We start from the raw sequence: 17,807 nt of genomic DNA on the forward strand, positions 1-17,807 counted from the left end.
GACACGGCTCCGTCCCCTGGAACTCGATCGCGAAGCACCTTGAGGCGTACGTACAGCGCTCTTCGCAGGGCTGGTACGGGAACGTCGTCATCGAGGACAACCCTCGTGTCCGTCACGCCATGCTCCAGGAAACCGGCTTCACCAGTCCGAAGGGCCGCAAGATTCGTGGCCGTAGGTACCTCAAGGGTGCCCTGCTGAAAATGAGGGTGCAATGAGGATCGACGCAATCGAAGTTCTAGTGACCTATCTGAACTCCCGTCCTGGCATCCCAAATGACTCGGTCATAGGCGATCTGACAGAACACGTCACTGGGGAAACTGCGATTTACATAGAGCACATGGGCGGCTTCAGAGTCGTCCGAGACTGCATGGACCGTGTGGATGTCGAATATGAGGTCTACGCGCTCGACCGCAAGGAAGCGGTAGATCTCGCGCTCCTCGTACGCGAAAAGCTTTTGGAGGAGCTTCCCAACTCCACTGTTGGCGGCGCTCTCGTCCTGGACGTGGAAGAGATCGACTCCCCCAAGTACGACCCTGACGACTCCTCTCGTGAGCATGTGTACTGCGGTCAGGTGGCCGTCTTCTTCACCGAGTCCTGAGGCAGCCGCACCATCACGTTGTCCTCGGGACCGTCAGCCTGAAACCCCTGGAAGCCGTGCCGGCTGTACCACCGGCCTAGCTCCTCATAGCTGAGGCCTCGCAAGCCGGGATCGACGCTCAGGAGCAACACGACCCCTTCAGCGTCCGCCTCCTGGCACACCTGCCTGAGGATCTCGCTTCCCAGTCCCCTCCCCCTGGCCTCTTCCCTGACCACCACTTCGGTGATGATGGTCGGCTCTTTGCTTGAGGGCCCCGGGATCAGGCTGACGGACGCCATTCCCTCATGGAGCACATAGACCGGCTTCATGGCCGTTGACCCTATCCATTGCCGATTTCCGGCACAAGCCCCCTACCTGGGGGCTCTTTTTATGCCCTCAGGAGGCCCCGTGGCTAATGATGCCAAGAAGATTCGTTTTGCCCCCAACGGCTCCCTATTCATTGCGCCGGCACCTGGTGGTGTAGGCGGCACCGTGCTCCCAACCGCAACGGGGGACGGTGTTGCCGCGCCAACGGGCTACAAGGCACTGGGCTACGTAGACGCTGGTGGTGTCACCCTCACACCTTCGATTGAAACTCAGCCAGTTGAAGCCTGGCAGAGTGCCGTTCCAGTTCTCTACAACGTCACCAAGGCGAGCTTTTCGGTAAAGGCCACGCTCCAGGAAACGAACGAGATCACGACTGAGCTGTTCTGGGGAGCCGCGTGGGAACCGGTGATGGCTGGAGCCGTTCCCACTGGTGAGTACCGCCTCAATCTTTCCAGCACGCCAGATCTCAAGGAGCTTTCCCTTGTTGTTGACTGGCAGCAGGGAGCCATTCGGTATCGCTGCGTCATCCCCCGGGCAATGATCTCGGACCGTGGCGCCATTCAGTTGAACCGCACGGAAAACGGGCGGTACGAGCTAACCATTGAGGCTCTCGACTTCAACGGGAACCTGGGCTACGTCCTTACGAACGATGACATTCTCGATGAGGCACCGCAGACCCTTCCCGCCTAAGCCAAACCCCAACCCCAACCCCAAGCTCGCCCCCTTTGAGGGGGTTTTTTCATGCTCAGGAGACCCCTATGACTGCTCCCAAGAAGACTGCGACGAAGAAGGCTGCTGCGGCTAAGGCTGAGGCGCTCGAAGAGGGCCCAACGACTTTTGAGCACGCAGGGCTTACCTTCGAGGTTCCTCATCCGCTGGATTTCCCGCTTGAGGTTCTGGAGACCGACGACGAGTTTGAAGCCTGCCGACTCATCGTTGGTGACGAGCAGTGGGCGGCTTATAGGGCGACTCGTCCAACGATTCGCGACTTCGGTGCGTTCGCTGAAAAGCTTTCTGCGGCCCAGGGTCGTGACACCGACTCGGGAAACTGATTGCAGTCGTCCGCGTCATCCAGGACTACCAGGACGAACTAGAGGCTGACCTATTGGAGTTCTTCCAGGTTGACCTTCTAGACCTGTGGCGCGGACGGCTTTCCCTCCGCCGTGTAGGCGTACTGATCAACTCGTTGATGAAAAAGCCTGGCCGCTCCACCCTCCTTGAGGCGATGGATGAGCGGACCAGATGGGGTGAGTCTGAATACCTCCTCGCCCGCATCTCCGATGCCCTTGAGCTGAGCAACTTCCTGTTCTTCAAGGCGAACGCGGAAGACTCCGAGGACATCGAAGAACCCGCTCCTATTCCACGGCCCGGCCAACCGGAGCCAGAACCAGAGCCAGAGACACAGTTCACTTCCGCAGAGGACTTGAGCAGCTTCCTCGGGCAAATGAACAGCCTCTGAGGGGGGTCTTATGGCCGAAGGACGGGCGCCGATTAAGGTCGGCACTGGATACATCGAGATCATTCCAAAGGTCACCGCCGAGGACATGAATCAGCTCCGCTCGAAGGTCCGCGCGGAGATGGAAAAGCTTGGGCTCCAGGCCGGTCGGGGCATCGAGGCCGGTGTAGCCCGCGGCCTTGCCGGCCTCCCCCGAGCGGCTGCCAAGCAGGCGAAGCAGGCCAAAGCCGCAATTGAGTCTGAGGCCAAGGACACTGCGGAGACGATCGAAGCGCTTGAGCGCCACGTCACGCGGCAGTACGGCCAGGAGTCTGCCAAGCGCCTTAGAGAACTCCGGGAGTTCTACGGCCAGTACATGCGCCTGACCGAGGGTGCGTCCAACACAACTCGGCAGGCTCTCCGGGAGACCGTGCGCCAGGAGGAGCGGGCCGCGCTCGACCGCATTCGGGCTGAGCGGGACCGCGTTCGTGAAGTCGAGCGCTTGGAGCGGCAGGCGGCCGCTACGGCTCGTCAAGAGCTACGCCAGACGGTAGCTGCTCAGCGCGAAGCGACCCGCGAGCGGATCGCCCTCATACGGTCTGAGGCTGTAGCACAGCGCGAGTCTCTCCAGGCTGGCATTGCTGCACATCAGCGGCTGATTACGCAGACGCGTGACCGTATGCGCGAGCTTCAGCGACAGATGTCTGCGACCAACACGAGCACGCAGAATTTCTTTGGCCGCACAGAGTCGAGCCTGAAGAAGCTCGGAACCAATTTCGAGAATGTCGGCAACGCCATCACGGAGACCGGAAACATTCTGGCCACCAAGTTTCTGGCTCCGCTGGCGATGGCCGGCGGGCTGCTTACCAGCATTGGTGTGAAATCTGCCGACTCTCTGATTCTCGGACAGCTCGGTCTTATGGGCTCCAACGTTTCCGCGAAGGACTCGGCCGCAGCACTTGCGAAGATCCGCCAGTACGGTGTTGATACGCCGTTCTCGATCGAAGACATGCAGATGTACATGACTCGATATATTCGAAGTCTGTACTCCCACGAAGCTGGTTCTCAGTCGAAGGATCCTGCGAAGAAGCAAGCGGCTGGAAAGAGCGCTTCGGAGCGCGCTGCCCAGATCGTTCAGATGATCGGTGACAACGCTGCAAAGGCAGGAAACCTTGATCCCGCCATGGTCTCTCGCGCCATGTACGCGATTGACATGATTCTCGACCTTGAGCGAGTGCCTACTCGTAACCTGAAGCAGTTTACCGCCGCGGCTGGTATTCCTGTCCAAGAACTGGCTCAGCTCATGGGCTATCAGGACAAGATGGTCAAGGGCAAGGACGGAAAGCCGACTAAGCACACGGCAGCGGCTCAGATTCTTGAGCTGATGGCCAACGCCAAGGAAACCGGTGGCCTTCAGGGTCCCGAGATGATTCAGGCCCTGATTGACAACTGGATGGGCACGGATACACAGGGCTACGCCAAGAAGGTTACGAGTGCGACCATCACGGGCCGCATTCAGCAGATGAAGGAAGGCGCCCAGCTCGGTTTGGGTAACCTCTTCGCCAGAACCAACCCAGAAACGGGCATGGTGGAGTACACCGGTCTCGGTGAGCGCATCATGGGCAAGAAGGTCACCAAGACAGATCACTGGGGCCAGGAGACCACCGAGTTTGAGGGTGGATACCTGAATGACCTTCAGGACCTGGCGAAGGAGTACGCACCCAAGATCCCGAAGTTCTTGGATCTGTTCTTCGATGCCATCGACTCCTTCACCTCCCAAATCAAGTGGGTGGCAGATTTCCTGGAGCAGCACCCGGAAATTAAGGAAGTCGGCGTCAAGATAGCTGAGTTCCTGGTCAAGTGGGGGCCGCTCATCATCGCCGTTGGCCTGCTGTCCAAGGTGCTCGGCAAGGTCACAGGGCTCGTGGGTCGAGCCTTCGGCCCCGTGGCCTCTATCGCTCGGGCCGTTGGTAACGGGGCCCAGGGCGCGAACGACGTAAGGCGTCAGGCCCGTGCCCGCAATGAGGCACGGCGGGAAGCGCGGGACAGAGGAGAGAGCCGATCCCAGATTCGTCAGGCTGGACGGGATGCCTACCGGCAGACCCGTACTGACCGTGCCGGCGGTGACACCCGATCCGTCGGACGCCGGGTAGTTGATCGTGCTCTTGGCCGTTCGGGTCCCAGCGGGAACGAGCGCCAGGAGATGGCGGAGCTTGAGCGCCAGGCGCGCGAGGCACGCGACGAGGTCACTCGCCTTCGTTCTGATCTGCGAGAGGTCAACTCTCAGAGCCTCCGCGACATTGCTTCCGCTCTCGGCGGGGGCAGTACCTCTGTACAGGGAGCCGCACAGCAGGCTCAGACCTCGGTGAACAACGTGCAGCAGCAGGCACAGCAGCTCAACCGCACGTCTGTCAGTCAGCTTCGCCAGGAGCTGGACCAGGCGGAGGAGGCTGCTCGAAAGCTGACGGCCGAGCTCGACCAGGGGGCAGGCAAAGTTCGAGGTCTGGACGGAGCCAAGCTCAACGGCATCAAGGGCGAGGTAGACGGCCTCAAGGTCTCTGCTGAAGGCGCCGGGGACAAGGTGACCAGTGTCAACCAGCGCGTCGGCAACCTGGACGGCAAGCGGGTCAGCAATGTGCGCCAGTCCGTAGACGAGCTGACTCAGGCCGCGCGTCAGGCTGCGGATCAGATCGGTGACGGGGCCATGAGTGCCTCTGCATCCGGACGTACCGCCAACCTCAACAAGCGGAAACTGACCGACGTTATCCAGGAGTTCAGGAATCTCCTGACCGCTGCTCACGATGTCTACGAGAAGGTTGGCCAGGGTACGGGTGCCGGCTCGCTTGCGGGTCGTATCGGTCTCCTGAATCAGCGCTCTCTCAGTGACGTCAAGGGGAAGGTCGATGAGCTAGGCCGCGCCCTGAAGAACGCGAAGGACGAGGGCGATGGCCTTGACGGGGCTCTTGACCGGATCGGTAAGAAGGCGCCTGGTGGGGGCGGCAGCGGTGGAGGGAAGAAGAATCACGCTCGGGGCGGTATCGCTCGGCAGAGCGACGTGAGTATGGCCGGGGTCATGCCCGGCTACGCACCTTGGGTAGACAACATTCCTGCGATTCTTTCTCCAGGTGAGGCGGTGCTTCGCCCTGAGGTCACCAATGCTCTCGGTGAGAGCACCATTAACAACTGGAACCAGCTAGCCATCCGCGGAAAGCTCTCCAGGAACGCACGCGGATCTAGTGGTGGTGGCGGAAAGTTCGACCTGGACGCTATCAAGGAACTCATCAGCCTTCAGAACATTGCTCCGGTAGGAACCGCGATGCTGAAGACAATGAAGCTGGACGGCTCTTCGGATCGACTCGGCGGTTCCACTCAGCAGGGCGTCTTGCGTACTGGAGATAAGTCATCTGCCGTCGGCGGAAACGCCGCCGCTGACAATTTCCGTGGCATGTACGACTGGATGACTGAGGGTGCGTTCGAGGCACTTCGGAAGGTGCCAACCGTAGTTGGTCAGGCAGCCGGTATTCTCGGCGGCGCCATGGCACCTGTGCAGGCTGAGTACTTCTGGAATGACGTGTGGAAGGGCGATGGAAACATCGTCGCTCGCGGCAAGAAGTACATGGATCACATGTTCTCCATGGAGACTCTCGGCAAGGTCTGGGACAACCTGTATTCCGGTGTTGGAGATTCCCTAGGAGCCATCTGGGATATCGCCACAGACCCCATCGGTGCGTTCACTGACTCCTTCGGTGACATCGGAGATATCTTGTCCGGCTCGTACAACAACATCATCGGCATGATCGAGACCGTGAAGGAGATCAAGGATTCACCTACAGCTTACGCCGGTCGTGTCTACGGCGAGTTCATGGCCAACGCCGAAGAGAGCATGCCCAATACCTCGGGCCTGTTCGACTTCAAGAAGGGGGCCAAGGTTCAGGCGTCAATGCCTGACTTCGGCGCTGGTCTGGCCCCGCAGCCAGGCGCCGGCGGAGCCGGTCAGTGGGCCCCTACGGCCCTTCAGGCGATGTCGATGCTGGGCCTTCCCAGTACCGCTCTTCAAACAGTTCTGTACCGCATCGGTATGGAGTCGGGCGGAGACCCGACCATCGTCAACAAGTGGGATTCCAACTGGATTGCAGGTCATCCATCTGTAGGACTGATGCAGGTTATCGGTCCTACTTTTGATGCCTACGCAGGTCCTTTCCGGAGTTCTCAGCCCAAATTGTACGGCACCAGTGTTAATCCGTTGGCAAACATCTATGCAGGCCTGAACTACGCCACCAAGCGTTACGGCGCGGGCTGGCAGCGAATGCTTGCAGGGAATACGGGATATGCGACTGGCACTCTTTCCGCGTCCCCTGGCTTTGCCATGGTTGGGGAGAAGGGTCCCGAACTCGTCCGCTTCGGCGGGGGTGAGCGGGTCTACAACGACCGGGAAACTGAGGCGCTACTCAACGGGAAGAAGTACGAAATCCACGTGCACGAGGCTCGTAACGAGCTGACAGCACAGGCAGTAATGCGGGCCCTTCAAACGGCGGAGGCGCTTTACACGAACCTGTAAGGAGGGGGTTGCCCCGTGCCAATTCCGATTCTACCGAAGCCGCTGCCGCAGCCCGTAATACCGCCCAGGCCGCTGCCTCGGCCCGTTGAGTGGGGCCCTACTCACGTCACACTCATCGGGGCCAACGGTGAGGGGGAGCGAATCCCCCTCACCGAGGGCGTCAGCGATATTATGACCAGCGTTATCATGCAGCCAGGAGCTACAGGGCTAGACATGCCGCCCTTTGGGCTCTTCTCCGATGACTCCCCGAATCTTGACGGATCCATATACCGATCCGCCCGAGCTGCTGCCCGGGAAATCATGATTCCGGTCTACCTCCGCGGGCATGACCGCCAAAGCATCAATCAGCTTAAGCGGAAACTGTTTCAGGCTCTCAACCCAAAGAGGGGCTACTGCCTGATCCGCTTCACTGAAGGGGATGACCGGGCCCGCCAGATTACGGCCTACTACAAGGGCGGTATGGAGGGATCCGAGAGCGTCGATACAGCAGGTTTCGCGTGGGCCAAGTATGGCCTTTCGTTCACTGCTATGGATCCCTGGTTCTACCCGGATCGCTCCCAGTCAACTCGCTGGGATTTCGGTGCAGGCGATCCACTCCTTAGTACCAGCGCAAGCCTCTTCCCCATGCATCTGAGTAGTGGAGTCATGGGTGTTCCCGAGGACAAGATCACAATCAGCAATCCGGGCGACATCGAGGCTTGGCCCGTCTGGAAGCTTTACGGGCCCATCAAAAGCTTTTCCCTTACTGGCGCTGCTGGGCAGCTCATTAAGGCGTCCCCTCCTGAGGATGGCTCGGACCTTGTACCTGTAGGACGCGTGCTCACCATCGACACTCGCCCCGGTCGTAAAACGGTCAAGGACGACCATGGTTTGAACTATTGGGCGGCCTTGGACACAAACCCTGAATTCTGGTCGGTAGAGCCAGGCGACACCACAGCACATGTATCCGTCGTCGCCGGCACCGATCGGGCGGCAGTCGTCTTGTCCTTCTACCCGCGCTACGCAAGCTTCGTATAGGAGGACTATGGGCTACCGAGTTGAGGTTTTCGACAAAGACCTTAGGAGGGTCGGGGAGATTGACCAGTGGATCAGCCTGGATTTCACTGTACGCCTAGCACAGGAGGGCTCGTGGCAGATCCTCATCAAGGACGGCACTCCTCAGTCTGACCTCATCAAAAAGGGCGGAGGAGTCGCCATCTGGCAGGAAGGCGTCTCAAAGCCTCTACTGAGTGGCCAGGTAGACGTCTTCCAAAAGTATTGGACCAAGATCCAGCACACGGGCCCTGGCTCTCTCTACATCGGCGGTAAGTGCCACAACACACTCGCATACCGCCGATTGGCCTTCCCTGACCCTGCACTCCCAGTCAGCCAGCAGTACCTAGCCCCTCTTCCCGTCAGGCAGTGGCCCGATTCGGGCACTACGGGCGGAATGATCTACGAGGAGCTAAACCGCGCTCTTGGCCCTGGTGCTCTTGCTGATCGTCGGGTAGCGGGTCTCAATTTCACCGCATCTGAGCTTGGTACTGGCATGGCGGACTCGCTTCGGTTCGATGTCATCGGCAGCAAGCTCGAAGAATGGTTCAAGGGTCGTAACGTCGCCTACCGGTTCATTTACAACGCGAACGCTCAGAGGGTCGACGTTGAGATATTCAAGCCGCGGGACCTGTCTAAGCGGATTCGCTTCAGCCCCGAGCTTGGAAACCTTCGTGAGTACATCTGGACTCTCAACGCACCGAAGGCGACACGCGCCATTGTGGGGGCTGCCGGCGAGAAGTTGGAGCGGTACTACTACCAGCAGACTGATACCGCCTCAGAGGCCGAGTGGGGACGTCAGACGGAGGTCTTTGTAGACCGACGAGACATCCAACTCAAAGTTGACCGTGCCACGGGGCTGCCTGTGAAGTCTGAGGATTCGATGACTGCCGCTGATGTAGAGGCAGCGAAGAAGGCGGTTCAGGAAGCGGCCATAGGCACTCTGAACGAAAACCAGAAGAGCGGCAATTTTCAGATCTATCCGATTGACACGGCCGACTGCCTCTTTGGGCGCGACTACTTCGTTGGCGACATTGTCACGGTGGCCGTGGACGGCACCGAGTATTCGGATGTTGTCCGTGAGGTTGCTATCTCCGTTGACGATGGTGGCAAGGCTCAGGACGTGAATCCGAAAATCGGCCAGCAGGGTTCTGGCGAGCCTCTCAACCTGTACAAGACGGTCTACGACATGCAGCGAAAGCTGCGCAAGCTTGAAGCGAGGATGTGACGCATGGCAGAGATTTCATATCCGTTTAACGCGGATAACGCGGACGGTGGTCGAGCCATTGTGTCTCAGACTCAGTGGCAAAGCATGGCCCACATGTGGGGCGGTGACCGGGTCGATTACACCCTTACGGCTGCCGCATATGACTCCGACGACCTACCGTTTGGTGGCCGAGTAGTTAACGGGCGCTCGGTCGAGGTGAAGCCTGGAAAGGCTTGGGTAGGGGGGTTCTACTACCAGCTCACTGCCACCAAGTCGGTAACTATCGAGGCAAACCCGGGTACAAAGGCCCGGAAGGATCTCGTAGTGATTCAGGTTGATATGGCCCAGTCGGCCGTGAATCTTGCGGTAGTCAAGGGCACTGCCGGCGCTTCCCCTGTAGCGCCGAAGCCCCGACGTGTCGTCGGTGGACTCTGGGAAATGGCCCTGTTCGAGGTGGACGTTGCCGCCCTAGATGCCTCTGTGGCCATCTCTAGCCGCATGTCTTTCAATACACCGCCAACGATCGCGACCCCGTGGAACACCGAGGCTACGGCGGCTCTGCTGCCCCGCGGTTCGATGGTTTATGACCTGGACGTCAATGCAACCGGTGCACAGTACGAAGCCTTTAACTCCCGCGACGGCTACGTCGTTACCCGCGACCTGGGGCCTACTCGTACTTACACACCAGCCGTCGCCAATATCAATAGCCCGTCAGTTCGTCAGGGCCGTTGGCGCTACATCGCCCCCAAGACTGTTTGGTTCACCGCCCTGCTAAAGAATCCGGGAGCTACTGACCTGAAGCTGCATCAGGGTCAGTGGACTATCGGCTTCACACTACCCACTCCGGCGAATGGTCGTATCGGTCAGATACTTACGGGCCACATGTACAACAACAATAACGGCAGTCCCGACATGCCGAACTTCGTAAGTCTCCTTGCAAAGGTCAACCAGGGTTCGGACTCTTGGACCGCGTGGCTTTATCAGCAGTCCAAGCACAGTGCCCAAGAAGGCATGGACGGAGTGGACTTCCTTCCCCGTCGAGGAGAGATCACCATTTCTGGGGTCTATGAAACCGCCTAACCTAAGCAGGGAGAACACATGGCACGACTTCTCTTCGGCGGCACTGCCGCTGATGTCGCTGAAGACACCTCCGGTGTCCGAGTCCCGGGGATTGTAGGAACGCTTTGGGACGGCCCCGCAGAGGGAGCTATACAGGTCACCGATCTGCTTCAGACTGACGGCACACCCATAACGGTGATCATGTCTGATGAATACGGCATGCTTCCGCCCTTTTATGGCCCCGATGGATCTCCCGAGAGGCTGTACGTCGATTTCGGCGGAGGAGTCAGGACCGCAATCCTCTCCTCCGACGTGGGAGAGCGCTTCGCAGGTCACCTTGTAGCACCCGACCCACACGGCACCAAGGCAGACGTCCTAGCTGAGGTGGATGCCCGCGTGGGTGCTCCTGGAGGCCTGGTGCCCCTTGGCTCGGACAGCCTGATCCCGCCGCAGTTCATTCCAGCCTCAGGGCCGCCCACGGCCACGGTTGCGGCATTCCTTGCAATGCCGGCTCCGGCCTACATCGCCCACCGCGGTTCGGGCATGGAATACCCAGAACACACGATGGCCGCCTATGACGCTGCGCTGACCTCTGGCGTTCGCGCCATCGAGGTCTCAGTGAATGTCACCGCCGAAGGCATTCCGGTCTGTATTCACGACCAGACACTAGACCGGACGACCAACGCCACTGGCCCAGTCGTTGACTGGGTTTACCCCTCACTTATCAATGGCGTGACAGTTCAGCCTAATCAGATTCTCGGCAATGGCTGGGCTCCCCAGCCTCTTCCTAATCTGCGCGATGTGCTCGACCGCTTCCTAGGGAAGGTGGTCATCTTCCTGGAAGCTAAGAGCAATGAAGCGGCTCCGATAGTCCAGAACATCCTTCAGACGTACTACCCAACGGCCAATCAGTCGGTCGTGTGGAAGGCGTACTACAAGTCGCCAACCTTCGCGACGATGAAGGAGAGAGGGTTTACGACTTGGGGCTACGTGGACGATGCCACCACTGACGCGGAACTCGCGACATACGGAGCCAGCATCGACATGTGGGGAATTCCCCACACCATGGCTTCCGCTCGCATCCAGGAGATCACGGGCCGCCCTGATGGCAAGAAGGTCATTTGCTGGGAGGTTCACCGCCGGAGTCAGCGCAACACCCTTTCCGGGCTCGGCGTCTGGGGGATGATGTGCGCTCAGTACAAGTGGGTGTCGTACACCAAGCAGATTCTCAAGAAGGACAATTGGGCGACGCAGGTAAAGGCTCCTGGAGACATGGGCCGCACGCACTACAGCGGCACACGCGATCTCAAATACGATGGAACCGGCTGGGCCTACATGGACGTAACCGGGGATGCCGTACTCATCGGTTCCTGCTCCATTCCCGAGTTCCCCACGAACGGCTACCGCGTCACCTTTGATATGAAGTACGACGGCACGGTGCCAACCAACGAACACGCGGGTGTCGTTTTCGGTAGGGCCGATGACAGCACGTACCAGTTTGGTGCAGCCAACCCTGCCGGCGGCTATCACATGGCCTTCCGCGGTAACGGTGACCTGCAAATCTTTAGCCACACCGCAGGTGTAACGAGTGGAACGCAGCTCGCTACAGCAGCCACTGCCGCGCCTGTGGCGGGTCAGGTTATGTCTTTCCAGGTTGATGTAACTCCAGCCAACGTCAAGATCACACGCCTTGACGTCACTCCGAATATCACAGTCACGAGCACTAACGCGACCTACCGAGGTGGCTTTATCCATGTCTCGGGTGGCTCTGTTAGCAGCCTGGCTAACCGTCCTCGCTGGCGGAACCTGACCGCAAACGCCCTGTAGGGCTCACTGACCGACTGAAGCAACCGAGGCGGCTCCAACTGACGGGGGCCGCCTTTGTGTTGCCCTGAGCCCAACAGAGGCGCGTATGACTCCAACCCAGATCCTGACTGCCGGCGGAACGCTGGCGTCCCTCGTAGCGGCTCTAGTGGTCGTCCTCGCAGCCGCTCGTACCAGCTCCGCCCGCGTATGGCGGGAAGAGGCCGAAGCTCAGAAGTCCCGAGCCGACAGGCTCGAAAGCTCACTCTCCGAGATCAAGGAACGCCTTTCTCGGATTGAGGCAGAGAACAAGCGGCTGATCTCCCTTCTCACTTCTCTCGACCCTGACCGCCTTGCCGTGCTCCGGCTAGCGGCTAACCCCCTGGAGGACTAATGGCTACCCCGATGACCCCCGCACAGATCAAGGCACAGCTTGCCAAGTTTGGAGTTCCGTTCGCGGAATACAAGAGCTGGGCAACCCACAACCGAAACCACAAGGGCGCGTGGGGACCCGTACACGGCTTCATGGTGCACCACACGGGCTCCGACTCTAAGGACCAGCGCGAGCTTCTCTATGCGGGTCTCAGCGAACTCCCAGGCCCGCTCTCGCAGTTCGGCCTTGCCCAGGACGGAACGGTGCACCTGATTGGCTGGGGCCGCGCGAACCACGCCGGTGCCGGCGACCCTGACGTGCTCGCTGCGGTTAAGGCTGAGACTGCACTGCCGACCGACAATGAGTCGAGCGTCGACGGAAACAGCCACTTCTATGGCGTTGAGATCTGGTACTCCGGCTCTCACAAGATGACCGATGCCCAGTACGCCACCCTTCGGAAGCTGTCTGCGGCTATCTGCGATTTCCACGGATGGACTGAGGGCTCTGTAATCGGTCATGGCGAGTGGGGCAGCCCCGGTAAGTGGGATCCGGGCTACGCGCCCGGAAAGATGATGGACATGAATGCGGTACGCGCGGACATCAAGGCCACCATCTCCGAGGGAAAGCCTTCCAAGCCGACCGTGCCACCGAAGCCAAAGCCGGAGCCTGAGAAGCCGGCACCGCGGCCTGACGCTCCCCCGTTTCCGGGAACGTACTACTTCCGCGCGGGGGCAAAGAACCAGTTCGTGACCCAGCTTGGCCGACAGCTCATCAAGAAGGGCTACGGACACTTCTACAAGGTCGGTGCGGGTCCGCAGTGGACTGGGGCTGACCGGGCGGCTGTCCGAGCCTTCCAGGTGGCTCAGGGCTGGTCCGGCACGGGAGCCGATGGGTACCCCGGGCCGCAGACCTGGAAGCGCCTGTTCTCCTAACCCCCTTTTTGTTACCTCACATGGGATGTGATGCATCATCAACAACTTCGTATCGACTCACGCTGTCCGCATCTACGCCGTCCTGGTGGCCGTTGCTGCCCTGGCCAAGACGTATTGGCCTGACCTCCCTGACGGCCCCTGGCTCGCCGTCGCTGCGGCCGTCCTCGGCCTGGGCCTCGGTGAGGTCGTGCAGCGTCACGAGGACACCAAGACTCTGGCGGCCCTGTATGAACCCTCCCCTTGGGAGGACGAAGTACGCGGACGCTAGCCCCAAGAGCTTGAGGCAGAGGGGTCTGCCTCAGGGTTGAGAGAAACACAAAAATGCCCCCTCCCGTTTGGGAGGGGGCATTCTTTGCGTTGCAGTGCTCAGCCGGCAGACCTCACCTCGTACGCATACCTCCCGAAGGAAGTCACGTTGCCGTCAAAGTCGAGGATCTCCAGGTTCCTGAAGCGCGCTTCAGTCATGCCCAGCTTGGGCGGCCTGCCGCTGCTCGTCGGTACCAGCTCCAGGTACTGACCCAAGAGCTTGATGTTGTTCCCCGTCAAGGCATTGATTCGCTCAGTCAAGCTCCACTCCTGGACCTTGAGCGACCGCTCACACCCGCTCGCGGTGCGCTTCGCCCAGGAGTCCCGAGCATCCTCGGGAATCACTACGGGCGTGTAGTGGCGTCGCGCTTCGGCTTCGGGGTCTCCCCCACCCTTGCGCCCAGGGCGCCTCAAGGCCGTGCCGACAGTTCGTCGTCCGGCAGCTATGAGCGGGGCCAGAAGCTCCCTCAGCTCCTGGTCGTGCTCCTCGGTCAGGTCGATCTCGTACTCCACCCCGTCCAGGGCAAAGCGAACGGTGGTGATCTCGCCCGGCTCGGCGGACTCCGTACCGTCCACGTCGTCAATCATGATCAGTCGGGTGATGGTGGCCATGTCTCTCCCCAGGGCATGACTGAGGCCCCGCCGGTTTGGCGGGGCCTCAGAAGTTCGTCTATGCGGTTGTGCTGCTCTCGACTTAGGCGTGAGCCGCGTTGTACGCCTCACGGACGGGGGCAGGCACCCGGCCCCTGTCCTTGACCTCGTAGCCGTTCTTAGCGGCCCACTTCCGCACTTCGTCAGCAGACGGACCGTCCGAGGATGCCGGGGCCGAGGTACGCCCGCGGCTGCCGGCGGAGCTCGTACGGGCACCCGTACGGCGCCCACCCTTGACGAACGGCTCCAAAGCCTGACGCAGCTTCTCCGCCTTGTCCGTGGAGAGGTCAATCTCGTACGTCTTGCCGTCCAGAGCGAACGTCAGCGACTCGTCCGCCTGCCCGCCGTCGATGTCGTCGACAAGGAGGTAAGTAACCTTCTGAGCCATCGTGCTTGCTTCCTTTGTTCTCTAACGAGCGGTGTAGTTTCCTGGGGAAGGGCCGGGCGGGTCCGGTATCCCTACGGACCCGCCACTTCCCAGCGCCTTTAGCGCTCAGCCGCTATGCGAGGCTGTCATAGTCAGCCCTTCCCATCAAGCTGTTTCAGTCATGCCACTTTCCCGCAGCCCACTTTCGACAGAGCGGTGTGTACCGCCCTTGCACTACCCGCGATACAGACGGGCGCTTATGCGGCAGGCATGACGGGACGGCAGGCCTTCGGCCCACAGCTTCAGCGGCGGTCATGTCGCGTCGATTCGTCCATAATGCACCCTCCTGAGGTGCTCGCTGCCCTCGGGCCCGCTTGGCCTGCCTGTCCAGAAAGACAATCTGCCAAACGCCTTTCTGGCGGCGCTTGTAGATCCCGAAGCGGTCCGTGTCCCCTAGGGGGTGCTGTCGCAAGCGGGCCGCCCACTCGTGAAGTAGGCGGGTGGCAGTCCCCTCATCCTCCGATGTGTCGAGGACAGTTTCCGGGCTGCGGAGGCTCGTAGAAGCGACCATGGGGATTCCTTACGTGCACGTGATCTAGACATCACCAATGGGCGTGAAGGCGTCAGGGCTCAGATATCCGACGAGAGCGCCCGTGTGCTCGTGGTAGACAGGCCGACCGTAACTGACGGCACTGACATCGTGGATCTCAGCTAGGTCACGGTCCGTGTCCCCACCACCTACCGAGGGGGCTGGAGCCCACCAGATCAGGGACTGAAGCGCCCCCGTCAGGAGTACGGCACCTGTTGCCACATCCCAAATCTCGTACCTACCGCGCTCCGCGTACCTCACCCCTGCAAGCGTCGATTGGGACGGCTCCGGCGAGTGCTTACCCCCCTTGCCCCCGAACAGGAACCGCGAGCCGACGTCCTCTCTCAGATCCAGTTCAAGCCCGCGCAACTCGCCGTGCGTCCAGCCGCCGGCAGGCGTCACCTCCTTCTCCTCCTTCTTGGGATCCGCGGCCGTCGGCGTGGCGGCCTTTGCTTCCAAGTCCCTCAGTGCACCCATCGTCGTCGTTGTTCCCCCTCCCGCCCGGTAGATCGGATCCAGCTTCGCGATAGCCGCGTTGGCGGCTTTGGCGTCTCCCGGCTCGTCCGAACAGGCGAGGGCTTCAAGGGTGTCGAGTACCCATCCCAAGGCCCGCAGAGATACAGCGCCAGACGCTCCCCTGGAAGTCTTCTTCAGGCTGTCCATCTCGGCCTTGATGTCGGGGGACTCATCCCCCTGCATCACGCCAGATCCATCAAGCATGTCCAGGACTTTGTCAGTCAAGACGATCTTGTGCACGTACTTTCCTCCTCTGTCTGCTGAGTGCCTACGCACTCGGGGCGGGTACCGCGACCTTCTTTGCAGGCGCCTTCTTGGCGGGGGCCTTCCTGCTGGCCCTGGCTCGTGCCGGCGGAGGGACAGCCGCAGTGGTCTTGCGCGCGGGAGCCGCTGCCTTCTTAGCAACGGCACGCTTCCGCGCGGGCGGCTTCACGGGGATCGGTTCGGGCTGCGGCTCGACCTCAACGGGGACATCCACGAGACGGAAGATGGTCGGGTTCTGCCCAGGGCGCTTCTGCCGAACCTGTGTCGCCTCCACATCCGGCATCTCGTCGGCTGTGTTGTAGATCTGATCCGCCGTGTACCGGGACGACAAGGCACGGTAGAGCTGCGTACTGGTCATCTCCCCGCCGTACATCCGCAGCTTTTCCCTGATCTTGACGTCCAGGGGCAGGACCGTACGCGCCTTCTGAACGTTGGTCTGCGAAATCAGTTGCTTGATCGACGCTATGGAGAACTCCACGAAAGCCTGTGCCGCGTCAAGGGCCTTGACGTTGATCACGGTCTTTCGTTCCGCAGCCGTAAGGATGCAGGCCACGCGCATTACTTGCTCTTCAGCACGCTCGAAGAAGCACGAGACGTCGTCCGGCAACTCTTCCATCTCGTCTTCATATGCTGCCCTCATGTCGTCGTAACGCTCTGCGGCAGCGTCATTCAGGCTCATCTCGCGAACCTCCTTACGCGCCCACTCGTAGGCCAACCGCAGAGCGGCACTCACCTTGATTTCGTTCAAGGGGTTGCGTTTGTGCTTGGCCGTTCGCAGGAGCTTGGACCGCTTCACCGAGACGGTGAGAATTCGGTTGAAAGACCCTCCCTGGGCTTCCGTCAGGCTCACGTACTTGGCCCAGGCGGCAGGCTGAATGTGCCCGTGAAACCCGAGGGCAGGCGTTTCTACCGTTACCTCTACGCGCTTGCCGTCCTTCTTGGTGACGTTCGAGACCCGCCCGCCATCCCACGATGTCCTGAGGACCCCGGAGTATTTCGGGCACCGATTCGTGAGCTGGAGAGTGGTGGACCACTCCTCATCCAAGATGAGCGTACGTCCGTCCAACCCTCCTTCCGAGGTCATGGAATCATGCTCGTTCTCGGCCATGACCTGTACAAGCGAGGGGCCAGAGGAAATGCCTCCCTCTCTCCGGAGGGACAGGAAGTCCCCGATTGCATCCCTCACAATCACTTCCGCAGTTGAGAGCGCATATCCCTTGCGCCCCACCCGCGACGGGCCGGCAAGGGCGGTCCACACGACCGAGGGGCGCCCATTGGGCTGCAAGATGTTGCCGTTTAGGGCCGCCGAGTACAGGGCCAGTACGGCAGCGTGCACGCCTACCGGATCCGCTTCCGTGTAGGGCATGGCAGCTTTGACGGCCATACCGATAGGGCCATAGGCCATCGGCTTATAGCGAGCATCTTCGTCCATTGCCATCCTCTCTTCAGTTGGGTTGGTACGTCACATCACAGCGTGAGCGTCCATGGATGGGGCCGGAGCTATCCCTATTCCGGCCACAACCAAAGCAGCTCAGATTGATCGTCTACTCAAAGTCGACCCGGATATCTAGCGCACCCTCATTACCCAACGCGCGAGCGATCCACTTAGCAGCATCTTTGTACGAGGGCAGCCCGAACTTGCAAGGGAGAGGGAACACTTCCTCGTGTCCGTCCCACTCGGTTGCATCCACGAAGTAGCGGCCATCCTCTCGGCCTATTCGTGCTTGCCCGTTGGGCAGAATGACGATGGCCTTACCAGGCTCCACAACGTCGACGTACACTACTGCGGCAGATTGGGTGTCCATCAGGCT

At 60.5% G+C, this 17,807-nt stretch carries 16 protein-coding genes; 11 read left to right on the forward strand and 5 right to left on the reverse strand.

Going from position 1 to position 17,807, the window contains the following annotated elements; translation table 11 throughout:
- The first annotated feature begins 211 nt into the window (after nucleotides 1-211).
- Nucleotides 212-598 (forward strand): hypothetical protein, encoded by a 387-nt coding sequence (locus AC3IYI_RS11535; protein ID WP_489410088.1) that lies wholly within the window; start codon nucleotides 212-214, stop codon nucleotides 596-598.
- Here AC3IYI_RS11535 and AC3IYI_RS11540 read toward each other — a convergent pair.
- A complete protein-coding gene (locus AC3IYI_RS11540; protein WP_489410089.1) occupies nucleotides 568-906 on the reverse strand; it encodes a GNAT family N-acetyltransferase in 339 nt (112 codons plus the stop codon). The genes AC3IYI_RS11535 and AC3IYI_RS11540 overlap by 31 nt on opposite strands.
- A 79-nt stretch (nucleotides 907-985) precedes the next feature.
- Between AC3IYI_RS11540 and AC3IYI_RS11545 the strand changes: the two genes are divergently transcribed.
- The 10 genes from AC3IYI_RS11545 to AC3IYI_RS11590 all read left to right on the forward strand — a co-directional run bounded on the left by AC3IYI_RS11545 (nucleotide 986) and on the right by AC3IYI_RS11590 (nucleotide 13,571).
- Nucleotides 986-1,594: a phage tail tube protein gene (locus AC3IYI_RS11545; protein ID WP_489410090.1), complete on the forward strand. Its 609-nt coding sequence runs from the start codon at nucleotides 986-988 to the stop codon at nucleotides 1,592-1,594.
- A gap of 68 nt (nucleotides 1,595-1,662) precedes the next feature.
- Nucleotides 1,663-1,956 carry a hypothetical protein gene (locus tag AC3IYI_RS11550; RefSeq protein WP_489410091.1) on the forward strand — a complete coding sequence of 98 codons (294 nt, stop codon included), beginning with the start codon at nucleotides 1,663-1,665 and terminating at the stop codon, nucleotides 1,954-1,956.
- 53 nt (nucleotides 1,957-2,009) lie between these two features.
- Nucleotides 2,010-2,363 (forward strand): hypothetical protein, encoded by a 354-nt coding sequence (locus AC3IYI_RS11555; protein WP_489410092.1) that lies wholly within the window; start codon nucleotides 2,010-2,012, stop codon nucleotides 2,361-2,363.
- Between the two features lie 10 nt (nucleotides 2,364-2,373).
- A complete protein-coding gene (locus tag AC3IYI_RS11560) occupies nucleotides 2,374-6,897 on the forward strand; it encodes a transglycosylase SLT domain-containing protein (protein WP_489410093.1) in 4,524 nt (1,507 codons plus the stop codon).
- Nucleotides 6,898-7,197: 300 nt separating this feature from the next.
- Entirely contained in the window at nucleotides 7,198-7,914 is a 717-nt protein-coding gene (locus AC3IYI_RS11565; RefSeq protein WP_489410094.1) for a phage tail family protein, read from the forward strand.
- Between the two features lie 7 nt (nucleotides 7,915-7,921).
- The gene (locus AC3IYI_RS11570; RefSeq protein ID WP_489410095.1) at nucleotides 7,922-9,157 is read left to right on the forward strand and encodes a siphovirus ReqiPepy6 Gp37-like family protein; all 1,236 of its coding nucleotides are present in this window, start codon (nucleotides 7,922-7,924) and stop codon (nucleotides 9,155-9,157) included.
- Between the two features lie 3 nt (nucleotides 9,158-9,160).
- Nucleotides 9,161-10,216 (forward strand): hypothetical protein, encoded by a 1,056-nt coding sequence (locus AC3IYI_RS11575; RefSeq protein WP_489410096.1) that lies wholly within the window; start codon nucleotides 9,161-9,163, stop codon nucleotides 10,214-10,216.
- Between the two features lie 18 nt (nucleotides 10,217-10,234).
- The gene (locus AC3IYI_RS11580; protein WP_489410097.1) at nucleotides 10,235-12,022 is read left to right on the forward strand and encodes a glycerophosphodiester phosphodiesterase; all 1,788 of its coding nucleotides are present in this window, start codon (nucleotides 10,235-10,237) and stop codon (nucleotides 12,020-12,022) included.
- A 381-nt stretch (nucleotides 12,023-12,403) separates the two neighbouring features.
- A complete protein-coding gene (locus AC3IYI_RS11585) occupies nucleotides 12,404-13,303 on the forward strand; it encodes a peptidoglycan-binding protein (RefSeq protein ID WP_489410098.1) in 900 nt (299 codons plus the stop codon).
- 85 nt (nucleotides 13,304-13,388) lie between these two features.
- Complete coding sequence (locus tag AC3IYI_RS11590; protein ID WP_489410099.1) at nucleotides 13,389-13,571, forward strand: hypothetical protein; 183 nt, start codon at nucleotides 13,389-13,391, stop codon at nucleotides 13,569-13,571.
- Nucleotides 13,572-13,669: 98 nt separating this feature from the next.
- On the opposite strand, the gene AC3IYI_RS11595 is transcribed toward AC3IYI_RS11590, so the two are convergent.
- The 4 genes from AC3IYI_RS11595 to AC3IYI_RS11610 all read right to left on the reverse strand — a co-directional run bounded on the left by AC3IYI_RS11595 (nucleotide 13,670) and on the right by AC3IYI_RS11610 (nucleotide 17,428).
- Nucleotides 13,670-14,221 (reverse strand): histone-like nucleoid-structuring protein Lsr2, encoded by a 552-nt coding sequence (locus AC3IYI_RS11595; RefSeq protein WP_489410100.1) that lies wholly within the window; start codon nucleotides 14,219-14,221, stop codon nucleotides 13,670-13,672.
- Between the two features lie 82 nt (nucleotides 14,222-14,303).
- On the reverse strand, nucleotides 14,304-14,648 hold the full coding sequence (locus tag AC3IYI_RS11600) for a histone-like nucleoid-structuring protein Lsr2 (protein ID WP_489410101.1): 345 nt from the start codon (nucleotides 14,646-14,648) through the stop codon (nucleotides 14,304-14,306).
- A gap of 574 nt (nucleotides 14,649-15,222) precedes the next feature.
- Entirely contained in the window at nucleotides 15,223-15,972 is a 750-nt protein-coding gene (locus tag AC3IYI_RS11605; protein ID WP_489410102.1) for a hypothetical protein, read from the reverse strand.
- Between the two features lie 28 nt (nucleotides 15,973-16,000).
- The gene (locus AC3IYI_RS11610; RefSeq protein WP_489410103.1) at nucleotides 16,001-17,428 is read right to left on the reverse strand and encodes a DUF3987 domain-containing protein; all 1,428 of its coding nucleotides are present in this window, start codon (nucleotides 17,426-17,428) and stop codon (nucleotides 16,001-16,003) included.
- Nucleotides 17,429-17,807: the final 379 nt, after the last annotated feature.

Source organism: Streptomyces sp. GL_148 (assembly GCF_057834205.1).